Genomic DNA, 23,567 nt, shown 5'->3' on the forward strand with positions numbered 1-23,567 from the left:
CGAGCTACCCTGCAGCCGGAGGGAACGTAACGGACAAGCCTGCCGACGCCGGCGCTTTCTCACGCCGGACGGCCGAAGTCTCGCTTGGGATCAACCTTGCCATGAGCTCAGAGAATTCGCGCAGGAACCACTCTTCGGTCAGGCCATTCAGGAGCGTCGAACGCGCCCTCGATGCGAGGGCCGCCCTCTCTGCTTCATTCTCCAGATAGAAAGCGCACTTTTCCTCAAGGTCGGAATAGTCCCAGTTGACCGGAATATAGGTGGAGTGCGGAACGAAAATGTTCGGCTTTGTCGTGATGTGGTCCATGCTGGGCTTCACCAGCAGGCATCCCGAAAGAATCGCTTCGAAATCGCGCCAGCAAAGTTCGCCGTAGCCGATGGGGCTGACGCATATGCGACTCCGGGTCAGCTCCAGATTGTATTCTTCCTGCGACACGCGCGATCGCGGCGCCAGCACGTTGAACCGGCTGGACAGTCTGGTCACCGCCTCAATCGCAGAACTGCGCATCGGCGCGATCCAGGCTTCTGGCGGAACATGGGCGCGGCAGAGAATATCGATGGATCGAACTTGCGCCCCAGCTTCGCCCGGCCGGGCGACAAGCTGCTCGATCTTGTCGTCAAGCGCGATGTTCCAACCTACGTGCAGCTTGCCCAGGCATTCATCGCCGACCGGCACCGACGTGACGGTCTGGTCAGGCACATCGTCTCCGGCGAGCCGAGCGACATAGTCGGTCAGGTTGTTGATCTTGGTCTCATTTGCAGTTGCACGATATGCCTTGCGATACGCGGAGATGTCAGCGAAGCCATGCTTCTTGACATACAAGTCGACTGCTTCGCAGACATTCGGCCATTGCATGCTCTGATCGTCGTCACCGTCGAAATAGACCAGTTTCGTCGTTGTCCGGTCGACCACCTTGCGAAGATGGGCAAGCGCCTTTTCGACATCCCCTGGCTTGGATCTGAACGACAGCTTCAGCCCAACGACATCATAGTCAAGAAAGAAGGCGCCCGGCCTGGCGAGGGCCGCCTCCTGTGAAATCATGCGGAAAACAATTCCCAGCTCCCTGCGCAACGCACGCTGGTGCCGTATCAAGGGCGCAAACTGCTGCTCGCTTGTATACTCGGCCCCGTCGCTGACCAGCAGCAGCCGAACCACAGGTTTGCGCTTGCTTACCGCACCGACGACGGCACGCTCCGCAACTCCGTATCGGTAGGACGCGGCGCTGCGCGCCCAGCGGCGGCGCAGCCCTCGCAACAATCGCTGGATCGCTTGCCGACCTGTCACGCGCGTCATTGCATTCTCCCATGTCCGCCGGTCGAAGAGTTGGCCATGCGCCTTGACAGGATCATCGCTGTCGAGATGAAGCCCGATGCAATGCGAATGCGGCCTTCCAGTATCTGACCAGCCAGGAAGGGCGCCACGTTGACCTCAAGACGCGCTTCGAAGCGGCCCCTCGCCACGTCCGGCAGGATGGTCACTGCTTGGAAGTCGATGAGCGTTTTCGACAGCGGGTACTGGCTTTTGTAGAAGGACTCCTTGGCACTGAAGATCGCCTTGGCGAGCATCAGGCGCTGCCCCGCCGGCTGCCGTCCGAGCCAGCGAAGCTCGGCGTCGGTGCAGATCACATCCAGCAAATCGTCGTCCAGCGGTATCGCCGGTTCGACATCTATGCCGATCGAGCTGCACTCCTGGCTTTCGCGCGCCACGGCGGCGACGCACCAGTCGGAACAATGGCTGATGCTTCCGACGATGCCGGTCGGCCAGACCGGCGCTCGATCGGCCGCTGCGGGGATCGCGGCCTGCGCTACGCCCAGCGACGCCATGGCCTGCCGCGCCAGCGCGCGGCCTGCCGCAAATTCGCGGCGACGGGGTTCCGTGGCGCGCGACACATAGGATCGCTCGACGGGGTACATCACCGCGGCAAGCGACCGGGGATCACCCTGCGCTGTCGCCACGTCCGCATGAAAGAGCCCGGCAAGCAGGCCCATCAATTTTCTCGCATCCGTTGCATCGCGGCGCGGCGGTCGCCGAGCGCGGCACGGCGCATGGCGGCGCGGTCTGCAACCTGGCTTAGCCGTTCATCGGACTTGCCGCGGTCGGCAAGATGCCCGGACAGTGCCGCCACCGTCGGGAAGCGGAACAGGTCGGTGATGGCGATATCGGGTGCGACCGATGCCTTCAGCTCCCGGTGCGCCTGCACCGCCAGCAGCGAGTGGCCCCCGAGCGCAAAGAAGCTGTCGTTGAGCCCGACACGCTCGACGCCGAGGATACGGCGGAAAGTCTCGGCGATCTCGCGCTGCACGTTGTCGACCGGTGCGACGTAGATCTCGGCTTCAGCTTCGCGCCTGGCCTCCGGTTTGGGCAGCGCCTTGCGGTCGACCTTGGCATTTGGTGTCAACGGGAAGGCATTGAGCACCACGAAATGTGCCGGGACCATGTACTCCGGCAGTGACTTGGCCAGATGGGTACGCAAGGCACTTTCGTCGAGCTTGCCGTCCCTGAGCCGCAGATAGGCGACGATGCGCACGTCGGCGGCCCGATCTTCGCGGGCCATCACGACGGTCTCGGCGATGCCGGGGAACTCAGCGATCCGCGATTCGATTTCGCCGAGTTCGATGCGATAGCCGCGCACCTTGACCTGATGGTCAGTGCGGCCAAGGAACTGCAGCACGCCGTCGGTCGTATAGCGCACGAGATCGCCGGTGCGATACATCCTGCCGTCGGCGAAGGGATTTGCCACGAAACGCTCGCGGGTCAGGTCGTCACGGCCGAAATAACCGCGCGCCACGCCCTCGCCGCCGATGACGAGTTCACCGGCCATGCCGGGCGCGACTGGACGAAGCGAAGCATCGAGCACGTAGAGTTGCGTGTTGGCGATCGGCTTGCCAAGCGGCACGACGCCCTCGCCGATGTCGGCGGTCATCGTCGAGGACCAGATGGTCGTCTCCGTCGGGCCATACATGTTTTCGACCGGCGCCGACGTCACCTTGCGCAGTTCGGACAGCAAGGACGCCGGCAATGCCTCTCCGCCGACGAGCAAATGGCGGACCTGCCCGAGGGCCTGCCGGTCCTCGTCATTGACCAGGAACATGCGCGCCATCGAAGGCGTACATTGCAGATGGGTCACGCCGTGGGCGGCGATATCGGCTGCGAGCGCGCTCTGCGGCATCGACTCGCTCGTATCGCTCTCGCGCGACCGCGCGACCACCTCGGCGAGCGGCTTCAACCGCTCCAGAACGATGTCGCTGGGGATGCCATAATCGATCAGGCAAGCAACCTCGTCGACGCCGATGGCCGCGATCTGGTCGACGCGGTCGAGCGCATCATCTACGGTGCCGAACAGGCCGCTGTCTTCGAAGTAACGCAGGAAGGCAAATTCCAGGATTGCGTCGAGTTCATCCGGCTGCAGCGACTGCAGGTCGATGTCCATCGGCTGGACCACGCCCTGCGGCTTCTTGAATGCCGGGAAGGCCCAGGCATATTGCTTGATCAGTGCCGCGGCGCTGCGCAGATAGTCTTTCATCGGACCGCGGGCGCGCTCCCGCACCTCCTCGCGATCCTCGCCGAGCAGCGTGTGCAGCATCAGCGTGACCTTGTGCGCGCTCGGATCGTGGCCCGCCTCGGCCAGCGCCTCGCGGTAGACGCGGATCTTGCCGGCCAGTTCGTCGATCGACTGGCCGAGCAGATGGGTCAGCACATTCGCGCCCAGTCGACCGGCTTCGCGATAGGTATCGGTGTTGCCGGCGGTGGTGATCCAGACCGGCAGTTCCTTTTGCACCGGACGCGGCTGCGTGACGACAGCCAGCTTGCCCGTGCCGAAGTCGAACTCGACCTTGTCGCCGCGCCAGAGACGGCGGACGGTCTCGATGTCGCGCAGCATGGCCGCCTTGTTGTGCGGCGGCGCATTCTCCGGCCGCAGCACGAAATCCTCAGGCATCCAGCCGGAGGCGAAGGCGAGACCGACGCGACCATTGCTGATATTGTCGAGGATGGCCCACTCTTCCGCGACGCGCGCGGGATGATGCAGCGGCAGGACGCATGAACCGGCGCGGATCGACAGGTTCTTCGTCACGGCAGCGACGGCAGCTCCCGTCACCGCCGGGTTCGGATAGGGACCACCGAAGGCATGGAAATGCCGCTCCGGTGTCCACAGTGCCTGGAAGCCATGCTCGTCGGCAAACTTCGCACCTTCCAGCAGCAGCCGGTATTTCGCCGGCCCTGCCCCGTCGTCATTGCCCCAGTAGAACAGGCCGAAATCCATCGGCGCCTTGCCGTTGGCGCGGCGGCGCGGCGCTGCCTCGCTCTTGTGCTCATGCACATCGCTGGCATGAATGACCACCTTGAAGCCACGCGCCAGCGTCCAGAACAACTCCAGCACGGAGATGTCGAAGGACAAGCTCGTGACGGCGAGCCAAACAGGCTGCCCGGCTTCGTCAATGGTGATGCGGTCATCCATGCCGACGAAGAAATTCGCGACATTGCGATGCTCAACCATCACGCCCTTCGGCCGCCCTGTCGAACCCGACGTGTAGATCATGTAGGCGAGATTGGCCGCCGTGACCCCGCTGCGGGGGCGCTCGGCATTGCCGGGTGTCGCAAGAATGTCCTCGATGTTTAAACGCCGGGCACCGTCCGCGGCCAGCACGCCATCGAGCGCGCGTTCGCTCAGCACCACCGGCGCGCCACTGTCTTCGACCATCAGCGCAAGGCGCTCGGCCGGAAACATCGGGTCGAGCGGCACATAAGCGCCGCCTGCCTTCTGGATCGCCAGTGCGCCGATCACCAGCTCCGGCGAACGCGAGACATGGAGGCCGACCAGCGTGTCAGGCTTCACGCCGAGCTCGATCAGCCGGTGTGCGACCCGATTGGCCTTTTCGTCGAGTTCGCGATAGCTCAGCGACCGCTCGCGGAAGGCGACTGCGATCGCGTCCGGTGTCAGTTCGGCCTGACGTTCGACCAGCGTATGCACGCAAGCCGTGCGATCATGGTCGCGTGCAGTCTCGTTCCAGCCGTAGAGCACGCGCTGGCGCTCGTCATCGGACATCAGCGGCAGGTCTGAAACCCCCTTGTCGCCGGCCGCAAATGCAGCGGCGAATATGCCCAGCCGGGACAGCATGTCGGCAAGGTCGCGCGCCCCAATCCGCGCTTGGTCCGCCAATACCGCGGTCTCGTCCGCACCGAGCACGAATGTCAGGGCCGACCCTTCGACAAGGCTGGCCTGGGACGGTGAAACGGCTTCCACCAGCCCGACGGTCAGCCGCGGAACAACAAGCCCGGGAACGCGCTCCGCGAGGTCGGCCACATAGATGCCGCGCTCGCGCTGCTTGCCCAGGGCTTCGTTTGTCCGCGCCGCGAAAGCCTGGGCCGTTTCACCGTCAAGAGCCTCGACACGGAACGGAACCGACTTGGCGAAATACCCGGGGAACTGGCTGTCCAGCACTGCGAAGGCATCCGTCGCATAGGCGATGTCGAGCGAATCCTGGCCGGAGAATCGAGCCAGGAAGGCGGCAATCGCGGCCGCGCGCGAGTCCGCCGGAACCGCCATTTGCAGCGGCTGCGCGAGTATCTGCACCTGACTGTCCGGCGTCCATGCCTTGACGTCGGGCAGATCGACATCGCGCACAGCGGCAAGCGCCTTGCGATGACGCGCTTCATGGCGGGCGGCCCGCGCAACTGCCTCGTCCAGCGCCTGTCCTTCTGCGTCGGCCATCGGCGGCAGGCGCATTCCCTGGCTGAGGCAGGAACTCAGCGTCTTGCCGGCATTCCGTCCAAGACCGATTCCCTGAACCAGCACATGCCGGTCCGCCGCAGCAATGACGGCGCCCTCATCCGAAACGGAGATCACCGTGCCTGCGGCCTGGCCGTCGGCGTGCTCCATAGTCTCGAACCTGGTAACGACGAAAAGGCCGCCATCCGTGCTCACCTTGGTGCGGGCCAGCGGGTTGGCGTAGCCCGAGCCAAAATCGAGCCCGCGCGCCGCGCGCGACAATGTCTGCGCATCGCGGTCGAAACGCAGCGTTCCGGCGGCCGCCGGGCGGCGGTCCCTGGCGTAGTAGGTACGCTGCGACAGATCCTGCGGCTGCGGCGCGAGCGTCCGCTCATCGATGGCGGTCAGCATGTCCTCGAATGTCGAAATGCCCGCTTCGAAGCATTTCGTATTGAGGGTCAGCGCCGTCTCGTCTTGACCGATCTCGACCATGCGCTGGGCATAGATGCCGCCCTCGTCGACGTGCGCCGTCAGCGCATGCCAGGTGACGCCGTGACGGGTCTCGCCCTCCATGATCGCCCAGGCCGGGGCATTGAGGCCGGCATAGCGGGGCAACGGACCGTCATGGAAATTCGCCGCACCCTGTCGCGCATTGCGCCACAGCGCATCCGGGATGATGCGCAGGTTGGCCGCGCTGAAAAGCCAATCATAGGAGACCGACGCAAGCCGGGGCTCGACGTCGCCGTCGAATGCGCAGACCGGGAGGCCGAGGCCTTCCGCCCAGTTCCGGATCGATGTGTTGTCCGTCACGATCATCGCCACTGCATGGCCATGGGCCCGCACGATCTCGGCGCATTGCACAAGAAGCGACTCGTCCCCGATCAGAACGCATTCCAATTGCCCTGATGGCATGTGCCCGACCCCATGAACTGCGATTGCTGCCGTATCTATATACGAATTGATCTAAACAAGAATGAGAATACCCTCCTTGTTTTCCATCAGGACTTCAATGTTTGGTTAAGGCTGTAGCGCGACAGTGGCATCAATATCGTCGCAGGGGCTGCGGGTCTGACCTGACAGCGGAAAGCTTAACGCCGTTTTCATTCTACGTGTTTCTTAGAATGAGCCTATCGGCAGGACGATTGGATATCGGCTACTGTGCTACCCGTATCCAGGCTTGGCTTGCCAACGGAATAATAGGCTCTCGGGGCATTACGCGATGTATGAAACCGATCAGGTGTCTCCGAACGACATCGCCATTGTCGGCATGGCGCTTCGCGTGCCGGGCGCCCGCAATGTCCGAGAATTCTGGGAAAACCTGCGCGGCGGCGTGGAGTCGATCCGCGACCTGACGGAAGACGAACTGCTGGCTGCCGGCGAGTCGGCCGCGCGCATGCATCTGCCCAACTATGTGCGCCGCACCTCCGAACTTCCCGGCATGGAGATGTTCGATGCCGACTTCTTCGGGCTCAGCCCCAAGGAAGCGGCGATCATGGATCCGCAGCACCGGCACTTCCTCGAATGTGCCTGGGAGGCGATGGAAGACGCCGGGCGCACGCCCGATTCCAGCGCCGGTCCCGTCGGCGTCTTCGCCGGCTGCGGTATGGGCTCCTATTTCTACTTCAACGTCTGCAGCAATCGCCAACTTGTCGACCAGGTCGGCATGTTCCTGCTGCGTCACACGGGCAACGACAAGGACTTCCTCGCCACGCGCGCCTCGTTCGCCTTCGACCTGCGTGGACCGAGCGTCAATATCCAGACGGCGTGCTCGACCTCGCTCGTCGCAATCCACACCGCTTGCCAGAGCCTGCTTGCCGGCGAATGCGAAATGGCGCTGGCCGGCGGCGTCACGATCGAATTGCCGCATCGCCGCGGCTACCTGTTCCAGGACGGCGAAATTCTCTCGACCGACGGCCACTGCCGCGCGTTCGACCACCGCGCCGACGGCACCGTCTTCGGCAGCGGCGCTGGTGTGGTCGTCCTGCGCCGCCTGTCCGACGCGATTGCCGATGGCGACATCATCCACGCCGTCATCAAGGCGACGGCCGTCAACAACGACGGCAACAGCAAGGCCGGCTATCTGGCGCCAAGCGTCACCGGCCAGGCCGAGGCCATCATCGAGGCGCAAGGCCTTGCTGGTGTTTCCGCCGACGAGATCCAGTATGTCGAGTGCCACGGGACCGGCACCTATCTTGGCGACCCGATCGAGATCGAGGCGCTGACCCAGGCCTTCCGGCAAAGCACCGCCCGCACCGGCTTTTGCCGCGTCGGCTCGGTGAAGTCGAACATCGGCCACCTCGACACCGCTGCCGGCGTTGTCAGCCTGATCAAGACCACCTTGGCGCTCAAGCACGGCGAGATGCCGCCGACCTTGAATTTCGAGAAGCCCAATCCGGCAATCGACTTCGCGCGCAGTCCGTTCGTCGTCAACGACAAGCTGACCCCGTGGCCGGCAGTTTCCGGACCGCGGCGCGCGGCCGTGAACTCGCTGGGCGTCGGTGGAACGAATGCCCATGCCATCCTCGAGGCCGCACCCAAGTCGATAGCCGCCGCAGCCAGGGGCGACAGCGAGCCGCAGCTCTTCCTTTTTGCCACCAAGAACCGCAAGGCGCTGGACCGCGCCATGGACCAGATCGGCGAGGAAATCACGCGACGGCCGGCGCTGCCGCTCACCGATGTCTCGCACACCTTGTTTACCGGCCGAAAGCACTTCGAGCACCGCCGCGCCGTCGCAGCACGCGGACGCGACGAGGCCGTAGCGCTTCTCTCCGGTTCCGAACCGAGGCGCGTCCACACCCACAGCACGATCGAGGCTGCCAACGCTGTGTTCCTGTTCCCGGGCGGCGGCGCACAGCATGTCGGCATGACGCGCAGCCTGTACGCCGAGGACGCTGGTTTCCGTGCGACAGTCGATGAGGGGTTGAACTATCTCACCCCGGAAGCCGCAACCGAGATCCGCCGCGTCTGGCTCGCGGCCGATACTGACCCATCCCGGGCGGCGAGCGACTTCTTGCGGCCTTCGGTGCAGCTTCCCGCCATCCTGATCGTCGAAATCGCCACTGCCCGTATGTGGATGCGCTGGGGCGTCAAGCCGTCGGCGCTGATCGGTCACTCCATGGGCGAAAATGCCGCCGCCTGCATCGCAGGCGTCATGAGCTTCCGCGATGTCGTCAATCTCGTGCGCCTGCGCGGCGAACTGTTCGACACGGTCGAGGCTGGCGGCATGCTGTCCGTGCCGCTGTCGCCCGAAGCACTTTCCGAGCACATGAACCCTGCGCTCGACCTCGCCTCGGTGAACGCGCCGGAACTCTGCGTCGTTTCGGGCCGCAACGAAGACCTTGAGGCGCTGGGCCTCAGGCTGGCCGAACGCGGCATCGACGCATCACGCATCGCAATCGACATCGCCGCCCATTCGCAGATGCTGGATCCGATCCTCGGGCGCTTCGAAGCGTTCCTGCACAGCATCGACCTGCGCGCGCCGTCAATCCCGATCGTCTCCAACCTCACCGGCGAGTGGCTCAGCGACGCGCAGGCCCGCGACCCGCTCTACTGGGTCCGCCATCTCCGCTCGACGGTCCATTTCGCCAAGGGTCTCGCCGCGGTCTCGGCGCAGCCGGGGCGGGTCTACATCGAAGTCGGACCGAGCCGCGCCTTGTCGTCGCTGGTCAAGCTTCAGCCGGGCGTCGAGGCAAACCAGGTCATCAACAGCCTGCCGCATCCCGACGAGGCGACCGACGACCGGGTCCACTTCCTCGCCGCCCTGGGCCGTGCCTGGGCGACCGGTCTCGACGTGAGCATTGCCAAGCTGTGGGAAGGCAGCGGTGCGCGGCGCGTGTCGCTGCCAACCTATCCGTTCCAGCACCAGCGCTACTTCATCGAGCGCAGCGTCGCGGCGGTGACAAATGAGAACGAGCAGGACTTCATCGGCAAGCTGCCCGACATGACGGACTGGGGTTTCCAGCCCAGCTGGAAACAGGCCTTGGCCGACGTGACGATCGACGCCGATGCCCGGCCGGAATCCTGGCTGGTCTTCATGGACGATACCGGTCTTGGTACGGCGCTGGTCGAACGGCTTCGCGCCAAGGATCATCGCGTTGCGACCGTCAAGGCCGGCGACAGCTTCGTCAGGCACGACAGTGGCAACTATACACTGTGCGCCGAACAGGAACGGCCGGGCTATGATGCGCTGTTCTCAGGTCTCGCTGGCGACGGCGGCATCCCCGAGCGGATCGTGCACCTCTGGCTCACGACGGGCGAGGAAACATTCCGCCCGGGTTCGAACTTCTTCAACCGCAACCAGGAACGCGGCTTCCAGAGCCTGTTCTTCATCGCCCAGGCGCTTGGCGACATCGAGGGCTTCGAGCCGCAGATCACCGTGGTGACCAACGGCATGCAGCGGGTCGGTGCCGAACCCCTGCCCTATCCGGAAAAGGCAACCATCGTCGGTCCAGCCCTGGTCATGCCGAAAGAAATGGCGGGGGCCACGGTCCGCCTCGTCGATCTTGAACATTCTGCGCCGTCTCGGCCAGGCACGAGCGGCTTCATGCGAACGCGGAAGCCTGCAGGCGACCTGGATACCGCGCTGCAGGGCCAGCAACTCGACCAGTTGTGGGACGACATCTTCGCTGCGCCCGCTTCTGAAACGGTTGCCCACCGCAAGGGCAAGCGCTGGATACGCAGCTACAAGAAACTGGCGCTCGCCGAAGCCAATGCCGACAGTGCCTTGCTACGCAAAGGCGGCGTCTATCTGATCACCGGTGGTCTCGGCGATCTCGCTCAGGTCGTCGCCGGCGAACTCGCATCGCGTTTCCAGGCAAAGCTGGTCCTGGCCGGGCGGCTCGAATTGCCGCCTCGGGAGAAATGGGCGACCCTGACCCTCCCGCTCTCGCGCAACGACCGGACGCGCCGCGCCATCGAAGCGATCCAGGCGCTGGAGGCCAAGGGCGCGGAAGTGCTCTACGTCACCGCCGACGTGGGCAACCTCGAAGACATGACTGCAGTGGCCGACCAGGCACGCGCCGCATTCGGCGGCATCAATGGCGTGTTCCACGCGGCCGGTCTCGTCGACGACAACCTGATCCAGTTGAAGTCTCTGGAAGAGATGGAGACTGTGCTGTCGCCCAAGCTGCGCGGCACCGTGGTTCTCGACGAGGTCTTCCGCGACAGGCCTCTCGATCTTTTCGTCCTGTTCTCGTCGACCAGTACCGACACGGCTCCCGCCGGGCAGGTCGACTACGTCGCCGCCAATGCCTACCTCAACGCCTATGCCGATAGCCGTTTTGGCGACGGCTCGCGCAAGACCGTAGCACTCCACTGGGGCGTCTGGAACGCTGTCGGACTGGCGGCGCGCGCCACCGGCCAGGCCGGGCAAGCCGACGCGCCAAGCCCGCATCGCGGCAAAGCTCAGGGACCATTCTTCACCGACTGGGTGGAAGACGCGCAAGGCGATGTGTGGCTCGAGGCGCGCATTTCACCGCGCAGCCACTGGATGCTCGACGAGCACCGGCTGGTCTCCGGCCAGGCCATCCTTCCGGGTACCGGCACGATAGAAATCATTGCCCAGGCTATGAAGGAGTATGGCATCGACCAGGGCAGCGATATTGCCGATCTCTTCTTCCTGCGCCCGCTCGAAGTGGATGACGGGCGCGACAAGATCCTGCGCGTACGGCTTGCCAACGATGGTGATCGTCAGCACGCGCTCGTCACCGCAGCGGACGCCGAACTCATGTCGGAAGGCTTCACCGTTCATGCCGAAGCGAGCCTGCGCAAGCGTCTCGCCAAGCCGCATGCCGCTGCCGATGTCGCCGCCGCCTCGGCGCGGCTGATCGCCGGGCAACGCGCCGAGGGTAAGGCTGCCCTTCCCTCGGTACAGGAAGATCACATCCGCTTCGGTCCACGCTGGAAGGTGTTGCGCTCGCTGGCCCGCGGGGATCGGGAGGCCCTTGCCGAACTCAGGCTCGACGAGGCCTATCGCGGCGACATCGCCGGCTTCATAGCCCATCCGGCGCTGCTCGACATCGCTACCGGCTTTGCGCTCGACCTCGCCCCCGGCCATGCAACATCCCACGCCCTGTGGGCGCCGATGTCCTATGGCAGCATCGCGTTCTACATGAGGCTGCCCGAGGCGATCGTCAGCTGGGCAAGGCTGAGCGAGGCATCGGATCTCGGTGACGGCTTCGCGACCTTCGACATCACCATCGCCACACCAGACGGCAACATCGTCGCTGAGATCGAACGTTTCGTCATGAAGCGGCTGGACGACGACCTTGCCCTGGCTTCGGCCCAGCGCGTTGACCGCGCACGCAAGCCTGCGGGCGACGACAAGGAGCCATTGTCGCCGGCCGCGTTGCAGCTTGCCGCACAGGTGAGCCAAGGCATCCTGCCGGCCGAGGGTTTCGACGCCATGCTGCGCGCGCTCGCCACCGGCCAGCCGCAACCGATCGTCAGCTCGATGGACCTCGGCGCGCTACGCAAGCGCGCGGCCCAACCGCGCGCCGAAGTGCAGGGTTCGGGCGAGGTCTTCGAACGCCCCGATCTCGACAACGACTATGTCGCGCCCCGGGATGAGATCGAGCGCACGCTCGCCGGTTTCTGGAGCGAATTGCTCGGCGTCGAGAAGATCGGCGTCCACGACAGCTTCTTCGACATTGGCGGCCATTCGCTGATTGCGGTGCGGCTATTCCGCATGATCAGGAAGCAATTCGCACTCGACCTGCCGATCTCGGTGCTGTTTGAGGCGCCGACCATTGCCGAATGCGCGGCGCTGATCGGAAAGCAGGTCACGCCTATGGATGCTGGCACCACAGGTTCCGCCACCTCCGACAACGACACAGCCAGGATCGAAAAGGCCACGCACCTGGTCACGATGAGCGCGGGTCGGGCGAGCGGAGCTACACCGTTCTTCCTCTGCGCCGGCATGTTCGGCAACGTGCTCAATCTGCGCCAGCTGGCCATGCAGCTCGGCACCGACCGGCCGGTCTATGGACTCCAGGCACGCGGTCTCTATGGCGACCAGGAACCTCACGACAACTTCGTCGAGATGGCGCGCGACAATCTCAGGGAAGTTCGCGCCATCCAGCCGCACGGGCCCTATCTGCTGGGCGGCTTCTCCGGCGGTGGCCTCGTCGCCTACGAGATGGCGCTGCAGCTACGCGACGAAGGCGAAGAGGTCGCGCAATTGATCCTGCTGGACACGCCCTTGCCAACACAGCCGCCACTGTCGGTGCTTGACCGGTTCTCGATGAAGCTTCAGGATCTACGCCGGGAGCGGCACAATTTCATTGCCAACTGGATCGACAATCGCCGCCGCTGGAAAGAGAAAGTCGCGGGCCGCGCCGATGCCGAGGACGCCGAACAGGCCTCCGAGCAGTTCCACAACCTGGCGATCGAAAACGCCTTCCGCGCCGCATTGCCACGCTACGAGCTCAAGCCCTATGCGGGCAGCGTGCTGTTGCTTCGACCGAAGCTCAACGTCATCTATCGCCTGAGCGGTGGCCGCATGCTGCAGGACGGCCGCAACGTCGCGATGGAAGACAATGGCTGGACGCCCTTTGCCGCCGACCTGACCGTGCAGGAGGTACCCGGCGACCACGACAGCATGGTGCTCGAGCCCTTCGTGCGCATTCTCGCCGACCGGATCCGGAAGCGGCTCAAGGAACCGGCGCGCGCCTACGGCATGGCGGCGGAATAGCTATTCGGCGTCCGCCGTCTGCTGGACGCCCGGCACGCCGAACAGTTCGCCGACCAGCCCCGTTTCCGCCGCGATCGTGTATTCGGCGGCGATCAGGTCGTAGCGCGCATTGTTGAGGTTGATTTCCGAGCTGGCGAGGTCGGCAATCGCCCTGATCTCGTCGAAAGTCGAGCGCTCGCCGACCTTGCGTTCGGCCCGCACGCCCTCGAGGGCCGACGCGGCATTGCGCCGTTCCGCCTGGGCGAGGGTCTGCATGCGCTTTGCCAGAACGCGGCGGTCGAAGGCGGACCGGATCGCGGCGGTTACACCGATTCGCGCGGCATCGGCTTCGAACACCGCCGCGCGGTTTTCATCGTTGCGCTGCCTGATGCCGGCGCTGACGCGGCCACCCGTGTAGATCGGCATGGAGAACCGGACTTCGCCACGACCCGCGACATGGCGGTCGACGCCGGGAAGCGTATCCTCGCCACCCCGCACGCTCAGACCGGCTGACACCGTCGGCAGCAGGTCGCCCTTCGCCTGGCTGACCCGGGCCTTCGCCGCATCGGCGCGGGCATCGCGCTCCTTGACGCGCGGATTGTTGTTGACGGCCAGTTCGATCAGATCCTGCTCTTCGCTCGGCAGCTGGAGCCTGGAGACTTCCGGCAGCTTCGTCTCGGGCGCGATCCCGAGCCGGAGCGCGGTGCGGCTTGCCTGGGCAATCAGCAGCCTGGCGCGCTCACGCTCGACCGACAGGCGCGACAGCTGGCGCCCAACGTCATCGACGTCGACACGGCTCGCCGCGCCAGCCTTCAATTCAGTTTCGATACCGCGTTTGAGGCTGCCTAGAATGGCTGCCTGCTTGCCCAGTATCTCCACGGCGCCCTTCTGGCGGTGGACCTCGATCAGCGCCAGTGCCAGTTCATAGGCGGCCGAGACGCGCCGATCATTGGCGACCTCGCCGCTGGCACGGTAGTCCGCCTTGGCCGCGGCCACCGCCGATTGTCCCCTGCCGCCCTGGTAGAGCGGGATGTCGACCGTCAGCGCGTAGGAATAGGCATTGCCGGTCGTGCGGGAGTCGAATTCGTCGCCATCGCCGGCGGCAACTCCGGCGCTCGCCTCGATGCCAGCGTTTGGCAGCAAGGTCGACCGCGCGCGTGCAATCTCCTCGCCGGCTGCATCGCGCCGCGCATCGGCGGCCAATATTTCCGGATGGGTATTGATCGACGCCAAATTGCTGACGGTACCGGTCACGACCTTGGCGGGCTCGGGAGCAGACGCCTGGCGAGCAGCGCCGCTGGCGCAGCCGGCAAGGGCAACGCAGGCACTCAAAACCGCTACAGCCGTTCTGTAGTAGGACATCAGCTATCGCCAACCCGTTTTCTTAGACCAGTTCATGCACGCGGGGCGGGTCGAGGGACCACGCCGTAATGATAACCAGGTGGTAAACAAACACGGTTAAGGCATGGTAAACACATGATGGCCGAGGTCAACGACAGCTTGCAACATTCCTTTGGGCTCCCACTGGAAGTTGACAACATCTTGAGGTCATTTCAGCGTCGCAAGAGCTGCGCGCCCTCTATTGTTCGGTTCCCTGAGTGGTGCCACGAAGAACCGATGATACGCGCAAACGCCCGGAATTCAGCCTTTTCCGTCGCAAGGAACAATATCGGAAAGCCATCCATGCATTACCCGAACGCGTCTTCTGAACGACGCCAATAGACGGATAAGAACCCTGAAATTGCCCTCATCAATTGCGCGACATTTTTTTCGAAATTAGCTTCAAATATTCTTTATCGCAGGCCGTTTCGAATCTATCGGCTTGATTGACAGGCTGAAACAGCTACCAATAAGACATGAAATTCATGCCGTTCTTACGAACTGAGCCAGGGAAGCTCAAAGCAGGAACCTAGCCCGGACGTCGACGAACCCCTGGCCGGGCGTCCGGGAGAGCCAGGCCCCCATTCCCGTTCCCTTTGAGTCTGTCGGCGCTGCAACTCGCGTGCTGCACGACGCTGGCAAGTACGCACGGAGGCCGCCATGCAACTCCAAGAGATCCTTGCGGAAGACGGCATCGACTTGGCCTTTGTCGCCAAGGAAAAGCATTCTGCATTGGCCAAGCTTGCGGTCATGCTCGCAACCAAAGCGGGCATCGACGACAAGCCCATCCGCCTCGAACTTTTGGCGCGCGAGCGCCTGGGAGCGACGGGAGTCGGATGGGGTATCGCAATTCCACACGCATTAATGGATGGGCTTTCCAAGCCGGTCGCCTGCATGGCGCGCCTGAAAGAGCCAATCGATTTTGGCGCGATCGACGACGCTCCGGTAGACATCCTGTTCGGCTTGCTTTGGCCACGCAGCAACCTGGGCACTTTCCTGCCGGCCCTGTCCTACGTGGCTCGCACCTTCCGCGACCAGACAACGCGACACCTCATCCGGCAAGCGACAACGCCCGCCGCGGTGCTGAGCTGTTTCGACCGTTGCGAAGAAGTGCCGGTCGTCACTCACGACTGTCCCTCTCCGATGCCCGACATGGAGACTGTGCTCCCCAGGGAGCCAGGCACTCCAGATGGCGGGCGCGACGGCGCATCTCGCGAGACAACGGCAGCCGCTCAACAGGCTGCCGTCATGTCATGGCTCAGGAAACAAACAGCAGGACGCTGAACACCGCGAACAACATCAGGTGCATCAGGCCCTGCACGGCCGAAGTCCGCTGCCCGAGGAATGTAAAGGCTGTCAGGCCGATCGTCAGGAGCAGCAGCACCGTCTCCGTCGGGGTGATGCCCAAGACGACGGTCTTCCCGGTGACAAGCCCGACCACCAGCACCGCCGGAACCGTAAGGCCGACAGTCGAGACGAACGCACCGAGGCAAAGATTGACGGCACGTTGCATTTCGTTGCGCAGGGCCGCCTTGATCGCCGTGATCGACTCGGGCGTGAAGACGATGATCGCGATCAAGACTCCACCGAGAGCCACAGGCGCACCCGCGAGCTCTATGCCGTGGTCGATCAGGATCGCCAGATCATGGGCCAGCAGGATGATCGGAAGCATCATGCCGACCAGGGTGATCGACCGGATTATGTTGCCTCGGGTGTCCAGAACGGATTTCGGATGCGCTGCGCCGGCATCCTGCCCACTGCCCTTCTGGACAGATATCGACAGCGCCCCCGGCTCGGGCTGCATGAAAAGCCGGCGATAGCCGCGCATCTGCATCAGCAAGAACGCGCCATAGAGGACGACGGTAAAGGCAGCAAAGGCGACTGCCTGAGCCGGCCAAAAAGTGCCGTTCCCGGTGCTCAGCGTGTTCGGCAGCACGAGTGCCGTTCCCGTAAGCAGCACCGTCATCGAAACATAGGCCAGCGCGCCCTGGGCATTGTACTCCTGCTCGCCATAGCGAAGACCGCCCACCAGCAGGCAGATGCCAGTCACCAGATTAAGGATGATCATCATCACGGCGAAGATCGAATCCCGGCCGATCGTGGGTGCCTCGCCTGGCCCCAGCATGACGGCTGCGATCAGGATCACTTCGATCGACACGATCGACAGGGTCAGGATCAACGTGCCGTAAGGCTCGCCAAGCTGGTGGGCGAGGTGATCGGCCTCACGCACAACTCCGAAAGCCGCAGTCAGGATCGTGGCAAACAGCACCACGAAACAGACGATGGCGACGACAGGCGAGATCGGTTCGGCAAGCCAGGAAGCCCCCCCGATCTGGAACGCGATCACGACCGCCCAGGCGATCAGAAGCCGGGCTATGGTCACCTTGGGGAACAACTCACCTAGAGATGCGGGCGAAGGAGAGGTGTTGGCTATTGCAGGAGAGGACATCACGTTGACCCCTGTCGGGGTCGTCCCCTCAATGCTAGGTCGCAACGGGTCGTCCCTGTTGCGTAAGCAACCGACACCCGGCTGCTGCGCAGGAGATAGCACCGGGCCCTACCGGTGTCCAGCTACGCGGCAGGTGCAACCGCGTTGCCCGCTAACGCCCTGATCCGGGATGCTCAACCAAGCGTCAGTCGACGGCGTGCTGGAGCACACTCAAGCCCCCGTCGACGACGAGGCTGGCGGCATTCATGAACGGGCATTCGTCGGAGATCATGAACACCGCGGCCTTGGCAATCTCGGTCGTGGAGGCGATGCGCTTGCCCGGATGCAGCGCCATCGTCTCGGCGCGCGCCTTTGCCGGATCGGGAAAGCTGTTCCAGTAGTCGATGTTCTTCTGCGTCTCGACATAACCGGGCGCCAGCGCATTCACGCGCACGCCGGCGGCCGCATATTCGAGCGCCAGCGACTTGGTCATTCCGAGCAAGGCGTGCTTGGCGAGGGGATAGGGAAAGGTGTGCGGAATGACGGTGAAGGAGTGGGTCGAGGCGATGTTGAGAATCGCTCCGCCGCCGCCGGCGATCATGCCCGGCAACGCCGCCTTGCAGCAGTTCCATGCACCCTTGAGATTGACGTCGAAGCAGCGCTGCCATTCGTCGTCGGTGGTTTCCAGCGGTGTGTTGAAGACGTTGATGCCGGCATTGTTGATCAGCGCATTGACCGGACCAATGGCGTTGCCGGCCGCGGCCATCGCGGCGGCGATCGCCTGGGCGTCAGCAATGTCTGCCTCGGCATGGGCCAACATGCCCTCGCCTGCCCCGAGCCGCGCCATGGCCTCGCGCAACAGGGTGCCATCTCGGTCGACCACGAAAAGTCGCGCGCCTTCTTTCAGGCACTCCTCGGCGATGGCAAGGCCGATGCCTTGTGCCGCGCCTGTGAGGAAGATGCGCTTACCAGCAAGACGTTGGCTCATGGGACGACCTCTAGGTTCGAAACGGTGATCGAGAAGCCCCCAGACAGTGCCTCGCCGGGCGCAAGCATGTGCAGCGCCGCCGGTCCGGCAAGCGTCAGCGCGTTGGGGGTGTGGGACATCGGCTCCAGGCAGAAGAAGCTCGTATCGTCTTCGGGCGCGTAGAGCATGTATCTGGAGAAGACTGGATCGGCCGCAATGTCGGCGGCAAGCCCAACCTCCGGCCAGACGATCCTGGCTTCACCGCTCCAGCCTTCGAAGCAATTGTTCAGCCTGCGACGCGGAAAGCGGTGCGGGGCAGAGAAGTCGGCCAAGACGGGGATCGGCGTGCGTACTCCGGGCAGATAGCCCTCGCGTTCTGTCCACCATGTCGCCGCCGGAGCCATGAGGCTCGTGGCCTCGGTGCGCGGAAAATAGGGATGGAACCCGATGCCGAATGGCAGTGCTTCCTTGCCTCGGTTTGTCACTGAAAGCTCCAGCCGCACCGTCGCTCCATCGATGGCAACGGTCTGGACCGCACGATAGGCATGAGGCGAGTTGGCTGGCCGCAGTTGCTGCAAGGCGAACCTCACATGCACGGACGACGTGTCCTCGACGCTCCACTCCGCGAGCCAGCCGTCGCCATGGATATAGCTTGGCTCGGCGGTGTTGGGCTGGAAGCGATAGCATTTGCCGCGGAGTTCGAACCCATTGCCTTCGACGCGGTTGCCGATCGGAACCAACGGGAAGCAGGCCGAACGCAGCACGTCGAACGCGCCACCCGCGTAGGGCCGCAGAAATGGACGGCCGTCTTGGGTCACCCCGTCGAGGACTGCTCCGCCTTGCGCACAGACACGCAAGGCCAGGCGATCATTTTCGAGCGTGATGAAATCGGGCATCGGGCAACTTAACGCCGTCCGAGCGCATTCGAACGAAGATTGTCGAGCAGCACGGCCAGCAGCAGGATCACGCCGCGAACGATGTACTGGTAGAAGGCCGGAATGTTGAGCAGGTTCATGACATTCTCGGCGATGCCCATGATCATCACGCCGACGATGACACCGGCAATCGCGGCCCGGCCACCGGCCAGCGACACGCCGCCGAGCACGCAGGCCGAGATGACCGACAGTTCCAGGCCGACAGCCGCATTGGGTTGCCCTGAGGTAATGCGCGAGGCGAGCAGGATGCCGGCTATGGCGCAGACGGCCCCCTGCAGCGTGAAGATCCAGATACGAGTGCGATCGACATTGACGCCGGCGAGGCGCGAAGCCTCCGGATTGCCGCCGATGGCCAATGTGTTCTTGCCGAAGACGGTTCGATTGAGCACGAAGCCGAAAACCACGAACAGTACCAGCAGCACCCAGATCGGCGTCGGCACGCCGAGCAACTTGGACAGGGCGAGCTGGTAGAAATTAGGATCGTTGATCCCGACAGCGCGGCCATCCGACGAGATCAGCGCCAGGCCTCGAACGATCTGCATCGTCGCAAGCGTGGTGATCAGCGCATTGATCCGGAACTTGGCAATGACGACGCCATTGATCAAGCCGACGGTAGCACCGCAAAGGAGCGCGGCCAGTATGCCTATGGTGATCGATCCCGTCGCATTCGACGCCATCACCGCGACCATGCCCGCGAAAGCGACGATAGAACCGACCGACAGGTCGAAATCGCGCGCCGCCAGGCAGAACATCATGGTGCAGGCGACTATGCCGACGGTCACGACCGACTGCAGCAGACCCAGCATGTTGCGTTCGGTCAGGAAGTTGGGGACGAAGATCGACACCAGAACGAAGGCGAGTACGAAAATGACAACCAGCCCCTGGTCGCCGAGCAAGATCTTCTTGAAGGAATTTGTCATGCCGCGGTCCCTCTAGGATGCGATTGCGTCTGGCGTTTTCTTGTCGGGCAGGGCCGCGGCCAGGATGGCCCGCTCGCTGAACTGCTCGCGGTCGATATGCGCAGAGATGCGGCCGCCGCACATCACCAGGATGCGGTCGCAGATCCCCATCACCTCGGGAAGCTCGCTCGAGACGACGACGATCGCCATGCCGTCTTCCGCAAGCTGGTAGAGGATCTCGTAGATCTCGGACTTGGCACCGACGTCGATGCCGCGGGTCGGCTCGTCGATGATCAGGACGCGCACGCCCTGCTCGGACAGCCAGCGGCCGAGAATGACCTTCTGCTGGTTGCCGCCCGACAGGTTGACGATATCCTGCTTGCGCGAGGGCGTCCGCACCTTGAGCTTCTTGATGAAGGTTTCGGCGATCTCGACTTCCTTGCGCAGGTCGAGGATGCCGAACCTCGCATGGTGGCGCCGCGAGGAGATATTTATGTTCTCCTCCAGCGAACGGCCCTGGACGATACCGTCGTGCTTGCGGTCTTCCGAGCAGAGTACGATCCCGGCGCGGATCGCCTGGCGCGGATCGGCAATCTCCACATGCTGGCCATCGATCGCCATCGAGCCGCCACGACGCCCATCGGCGCCATAGACGAGACGCATCAGCTCTGAACGCCCGGCCCCGATGAGGCCGAAGAAACCGAGGATCTCTCCGGCGCGCGCCTCGAAGCTGGCTGGCACGGGCAGCTTCTCGCCCGACATGCCTTCGACCTTCAGGCGCACCTTGCCCAGTTCGCGCGGCCGCCAGCCCCAGACATTGGATATCTCGCGGCCGACCATCTCGGCCACGACCTGTTCGCGCGTGACGTCCTTGAGGCTCGGGTGATGGGCGGCAAGCTTGCCGTCGCGCAACACCGTCAGGCTGTCGCAAAGGCGAAACACCTCGTCGAGCCGGTGCGAAATGTAGAGGATGACCTTGCCCTCGGCGCGCAGGCGCTCGATCAACGCAAACAGGATTTCGCTTTCGCGCGACGACAGCGACGAGGTCGGCTCGTCGAGCGCGATCACCCTGGCGTCGAGCATGATCGCCTTGGCGATCTCGACCATCTGGCGTTCGCCGATCGAAAGCGTCTTGACCTTGCGGCGCGGATCGATGTCAATGCCGGCCGATTTCAGCTTCTCGCCGACCTCGGTGAACATCTGCCTCGCCTGGATGACACCGGCGTTTGCGGGAAAGCGGCCAAGCCGCAAATTCTCGGCGACCGTCAGTTCCGGCACCAGTTGCAGTTCCTGGTGGATGACGATGACGCCGGCATGAAACGCATCGCGCGTCGAAGAATATTTCTGGACCTGGCCGTCGATCTTGATCTCGCCGGTGTCGGAGTGCTGGTCGCCCGACAGGATGCGGATCAGGGTCGACTTGCCGGCCCCGTTCTCACCCATCAGGCCATGCACGGCGCCCTTTGCGACATCGAACGACACGTCCGACAAGGCCTGCACGCCGGGATAGGATTTCGAGATATGCGAAAATTCGAGAAACGACATCGACGGTCCTCCAAAATGTCCGGCAACAGTGAACCCCGCCGCCGGACACCGTTCAATGGTGCGATTACTCGATGCCGAGTTCCGCACGGACCTTCTCGAAGTCGTCACGCTTGGCAAGGGCACCAGCGGTCAGGATCAGCTTTTCCGGCTCCTTGTTGTTGGCGACCCAGTCATACATGTTGAGCGCCGTCTCGTAGCCGTGCCGCTTCGGCGAAATGATCACCGATCCGATGAACCCGGTGGCTGCCGGCTTCTTGAACTCGTTGATGGCCGAGTCCGCACCGCCGATGCCGACGCCGATCACGCCGTCTGCCGGGATTCCCACGCTTTCGGACGCGCGCACGGCACCCAGGACCGCTTCGTCGTTGAGACCGAAGGCGACCCACTTCTTGACGCCTGCGTTCTTGTTGAGGACGACGGTCGCGGCATTGAGCGCGGCTTCCGTGTCAGTCTTGGCCTGCGGGGCGTCGAAGATGTTCTCGGCCTTGAAGCCATTCGCCTTCAGCACCGAAATTGCACCCTCGACACGGTCGACGGCCGTCGGCAGCTGGTCATAGGAGACGCGGATGGCACCAACTTCCTCGGCCTTCCAGCCGCGCGCCTTCATCTCGTCCACGATGGCCTGGCCGACCGCCTCGCCGATCTTGGTTGCCGAAATGCCCATATGCGGCACTTCTTCGATCGGCTTGCCGTCGGCACTGACCAGTCGGTCATCCACGGTCATCAGCTTGAGGTTGTTGGCGGCAGCCTTGGCGACGATGCCAGGTCCGAGCTTCACGTCAGGCGTGCAGACAATGAAACCCTGGGCGCCTTGCGCGCCGAGATTGTCGATGGCCGACATCAGCTTTTCGCCGTCCTCGGCGCCGATCTTCACCAGCGTGAAGCCTTTTTCCTTGGCGGCCTGGTCGGCAAACTTCCACTCGTCCTGGAACCACGGCTCCTCGGGCTGCTTCACGATGAAGCCGATCTTGGTTTCCTGCGCATAGGCAGAAGCAATGGTGGTGACGGACAGGACGGCAAGGGCGCCCGCAACGAGCGCCTTCTTCACAAATCGCATGGTTTCCTCCCAAAAACGCGCCGGGCAGGCAGCCCGGATGACAAAAGCTAGCGTTATTCATCATACCAGTCAATTGCCTTGGTATGATGAATGAGCTAGTTTCTTTTCGGAGGAGATGTGTTGCGTGCGGTGACGGAGGATTGTCCGGCCTGTGGGGCACACATAAGAACAACGAACTGACCATCAGGGAGGAATGCATGGACAGCGCCAGGGCTGGTACGATGGGCACCGCGTCGAAAGCGCGCCGTCCGCGTGTGATGCCGGACGTGGTGCGGGCAATAGCCGCCGACATCCTGTCCGGCCGTTATCCCTCCGGCGCAAACCTGCCGAGCGAAAACGACCTTGGCGTCGAACACGGCGTCAGCCGTACCGTCATCCGCGAAGCCTTGAAGATACTGGCTGCCAAAGGACTGGTGCTCAGCCGCTCGCGGATCGGCACCGTCGTATGCGAGAGGGAAAACTGGAACATCATTGACCCCCAGGTCCTGGAATGGCACCGGCCGAATACCCTCGATCCGAAGCTGTTCGATTCCATCCTCGAGACGCGGCGCGCCATCGAGCCGCTGGTCGCCGAGCTCGCGGCGCAGCGCGCTTCCCTGCATGAAATCGCCGACCTGGAAGTGGCCTGGAAAGGCATGGAGGCGGCCGGCAGCGACGTTGCAAGTTTTGCCCGTTCGGACGCCGCTTTCCACCAGGTCCTCTATGGCGCTTGCCACAATCCGATCTTCCGGCAGATCGGCGGTCTGATCGAAACCGCGCTGAACTTCGCCCTCGAGGCGACAGCGAACTCCGTCGACCGGCGCGATGAAGCCGTCAAGGTGCACTATGGCGTCGTCGAGGCACTGCGCATGCGCGACGGCCCGGCAGCGCGCAAGGCCGCCAACGAAATCCTGGACCTCGCGGCGCGCGACCTTGCGCGGGCCAAGGCCCAGAAGAACCCGAGCTGACACCGCGCGAGCATTGGAAAGAAGCGTCGAGC

Annotated in this window: 13 protein-coding genes; 3 read left to right on the plus strand and 10 right to left on the minus strand. The window is 63.7% G+C overall.

The genetic code is table 11. From position 1 onward, the window contains the following. Nucleotides 1-4: 4 nt before the first annotated feature. From GGR00_RS21240 to GGR00_RS21250, 3 genes are read right to left on the minus strand one after another with little or no spacing between them, the layout of a single operon-like run. Nucleotides 5-1,294 (minus strand): glycosyltransferase, encoded by a 1,290-nt coding sequence (locus GGR00_RS21240; RefSeq protein ID WP_184700955.1) that lies wholly within the window; start codon nt 1,292-1,294, stop codon nt 5-7. Continuing rightward, entirely contained in the window at nt 1,291-1,989 is a 699-nt protein-coding gene (locus tag GGR00_RS21245) for a 4'-phosphopantetheinyl transferase family protein (RefSeq protein ID WP_184700957.1), read from the minus strand. The genes GGR00_RS21240 and GGR00_RS21245 overlap by 4 nt, the downstream gene beginning before the upstream one ends. Beyond that, nucleotides 1,989-6,524, minus strand: coding sequence for a MupA/Atu3671 family FMN-dependent luciferase-like monooxygenase (locus tag GGR00_RS21250; protein ID WP_246441530.1), 4,536 nt, complete (start codon nt 6,522-6,524; stop codon nt 1,989-1,991). Before GGR00_RS21250 ends, GGR00_RS21245 begins: the two co-directional genes overlap by 1 nt. 403 nt (nt 6,525-6,927) lie before the next feature. Here GGR00_RS21250 and GGR00_RS21255 point away from each other — a divergent pair, with 403 nt between their 5' ends. Continuing rightward, nucleotides 6,928-13,398 (plus strand): type I polyketide synthase, encoded by a 6,471-nt coding sequence (locus tag GGR00_RS21255; protein WP_184700961.1) that lies wholly within the window; start codon nt 6,928-6,930, stop codon nt 13,396-13,398. Here GGR00_RS21255 and GGR00_RS21260 read toward each other — a convergent pair whose 3' ends face one another. Then, a complete protein-coding gene (locus tag GGR00_RS21260) occupies nt 13,399-14,739 on the minus strand; it encodes a TolC family protein (RefSeq protein ID WP_184700965.1) in 1,341 nt (446 codons plus the stop codon). It abuts the gene before it with no gap. A gap of 678 nt (nt 14,740-15,417) precedes the next feature. On the opposite strand from GGR00_RS21260, the gene GGR00_RS21265 reads away from it, so the two are divergent. Beyond that, on the plus strand, nt 15,418-16,041 hold the full coding sequence (locus GGR00_RS21265; protein WP_184700967.1) for a PTS sugar transporter subunit IIA: 624 nt from the start codon (nt 15,418-15,420) through the stop codon (nt 16,039-16,041). On the opposite strand, the gene GGR00_RS21270 is transcribed toward GGR00_RS21265, so the two are convergent. The 6 genes from GGR00_RS21270 to GGR00_RS21295 all read right to left on the minus strand — a co-directional run bounded on the left by GGR00_RS21270 (nt 16,016) and on the right by GGR00_RS21295 (nt 22,588). Continuing rightward, nucleotides 16,016-17,206 (minus strand): calcium:cation antiporter, encoded by a 1,191-nt coding sequence (locus GGR00_RS21270; RefSeq protein WP_184700969.1) that lies wholly within the window; start codon nt 17,204-17,206, stop codon nt 16,016-16,018. The genes GGR00_RS21265 and GGR00_RS21270 overlap by 26 nt on opposite strands. Nucleotides 17,207-17,390: 184 nt before the next feature. Then, nucleotides 17,391-18,173 (minus strand): SDR family oxidoreductase, encoded by a 783-nt coding sequence (locus GGR00_RS21275; RefSeq protein WP_184700971.1) that lies wholly within the window; start codon nt 18,171-18,173, stop codon nt 17,391-17,393. Then, nucleotides 18,170-19,048 (minus strand): aldose 1-epimerase, encoded by an 879-nt coding sequence (locus GGR00_RS21280; protein WP_184700973.1) that lies wholly within the window; start codon nt 19,046-19,048, stop codon nt 18,170-18,172. Before GGR00_RS21280 ends, GGR00_RS21275 begins: the two co-directional genes overlap by 4 nt. Nucleotides 19,049-19,056: 8 nt before the next feature. Further along, complete coding sequence (gene araH / locus GGR00_RS21285; protein ID WP_184700975.1) at nt 19,057-20,007, minus strand: L-arabinose ABC transporter permease AraH; 951 nt, start codon at nt 20,005-20,007, stop codon at nt 19,057-19,059. Between the two features lie 12 nt (nt 20,008-20,019). Next, a complete protein-coding gene (gene araG, locus GGR00_RS21290) occupies nt 20,020-21,531 on the minus strand; it encodes an L-arabinose ABC transporter ATP-binding protein AraG (RefSeq protein ID WP_184700977.1) in 1,512 nt (503 codons plus the stop codon). 64 nt (nt 21,532-21,595) lie between these two features. After that, nucleotides 21,596-22,588 carry an arabinose ABC transporter substrate-binding protein gene (locus GGR00_RS21295; RefSeq protein WP_184700979.1) on the minus strand — a complete coding sequence of 331 codons (993 nt, stop codon included), beginning with the start codon at nt 22,586-22,588 and terminating at the stop codon, nt 21,596-21,598. A gap of 197 nt (nt 22,589-22,785) precedes the next feature. Here GGR00_RS21295 and GGR00_RS21300 point away from each other — a divergent pair, with 197 nt between their 5' ends. Beyond that, nucleotides 22,786-23,535 carry a FadR/GntR family transcriptional regulator gene (locus GGR00_RS21300; protein WP_184700981.1) on the plus strand — a complete coding sequence of 250 codons (750 nt, stop codon included), beginning with the start codon at nt 22,786-22,788 and terminating at the stop codon, nt 23,533-23,535. The last annotated feature ends 32 nt before the right edge of the window (nt 23,536-23,567 follow it).

The organism is Aminobacter aganoensis (assembly GCF_014206975.1).
Classification (GTDB): domain Bacteria; phylum Pseudomonadota; class Alphaproteobacteria; order Rhizobiales; family Rhizobiaceae; genus Aminobacter; species Aminobacter aganoensis.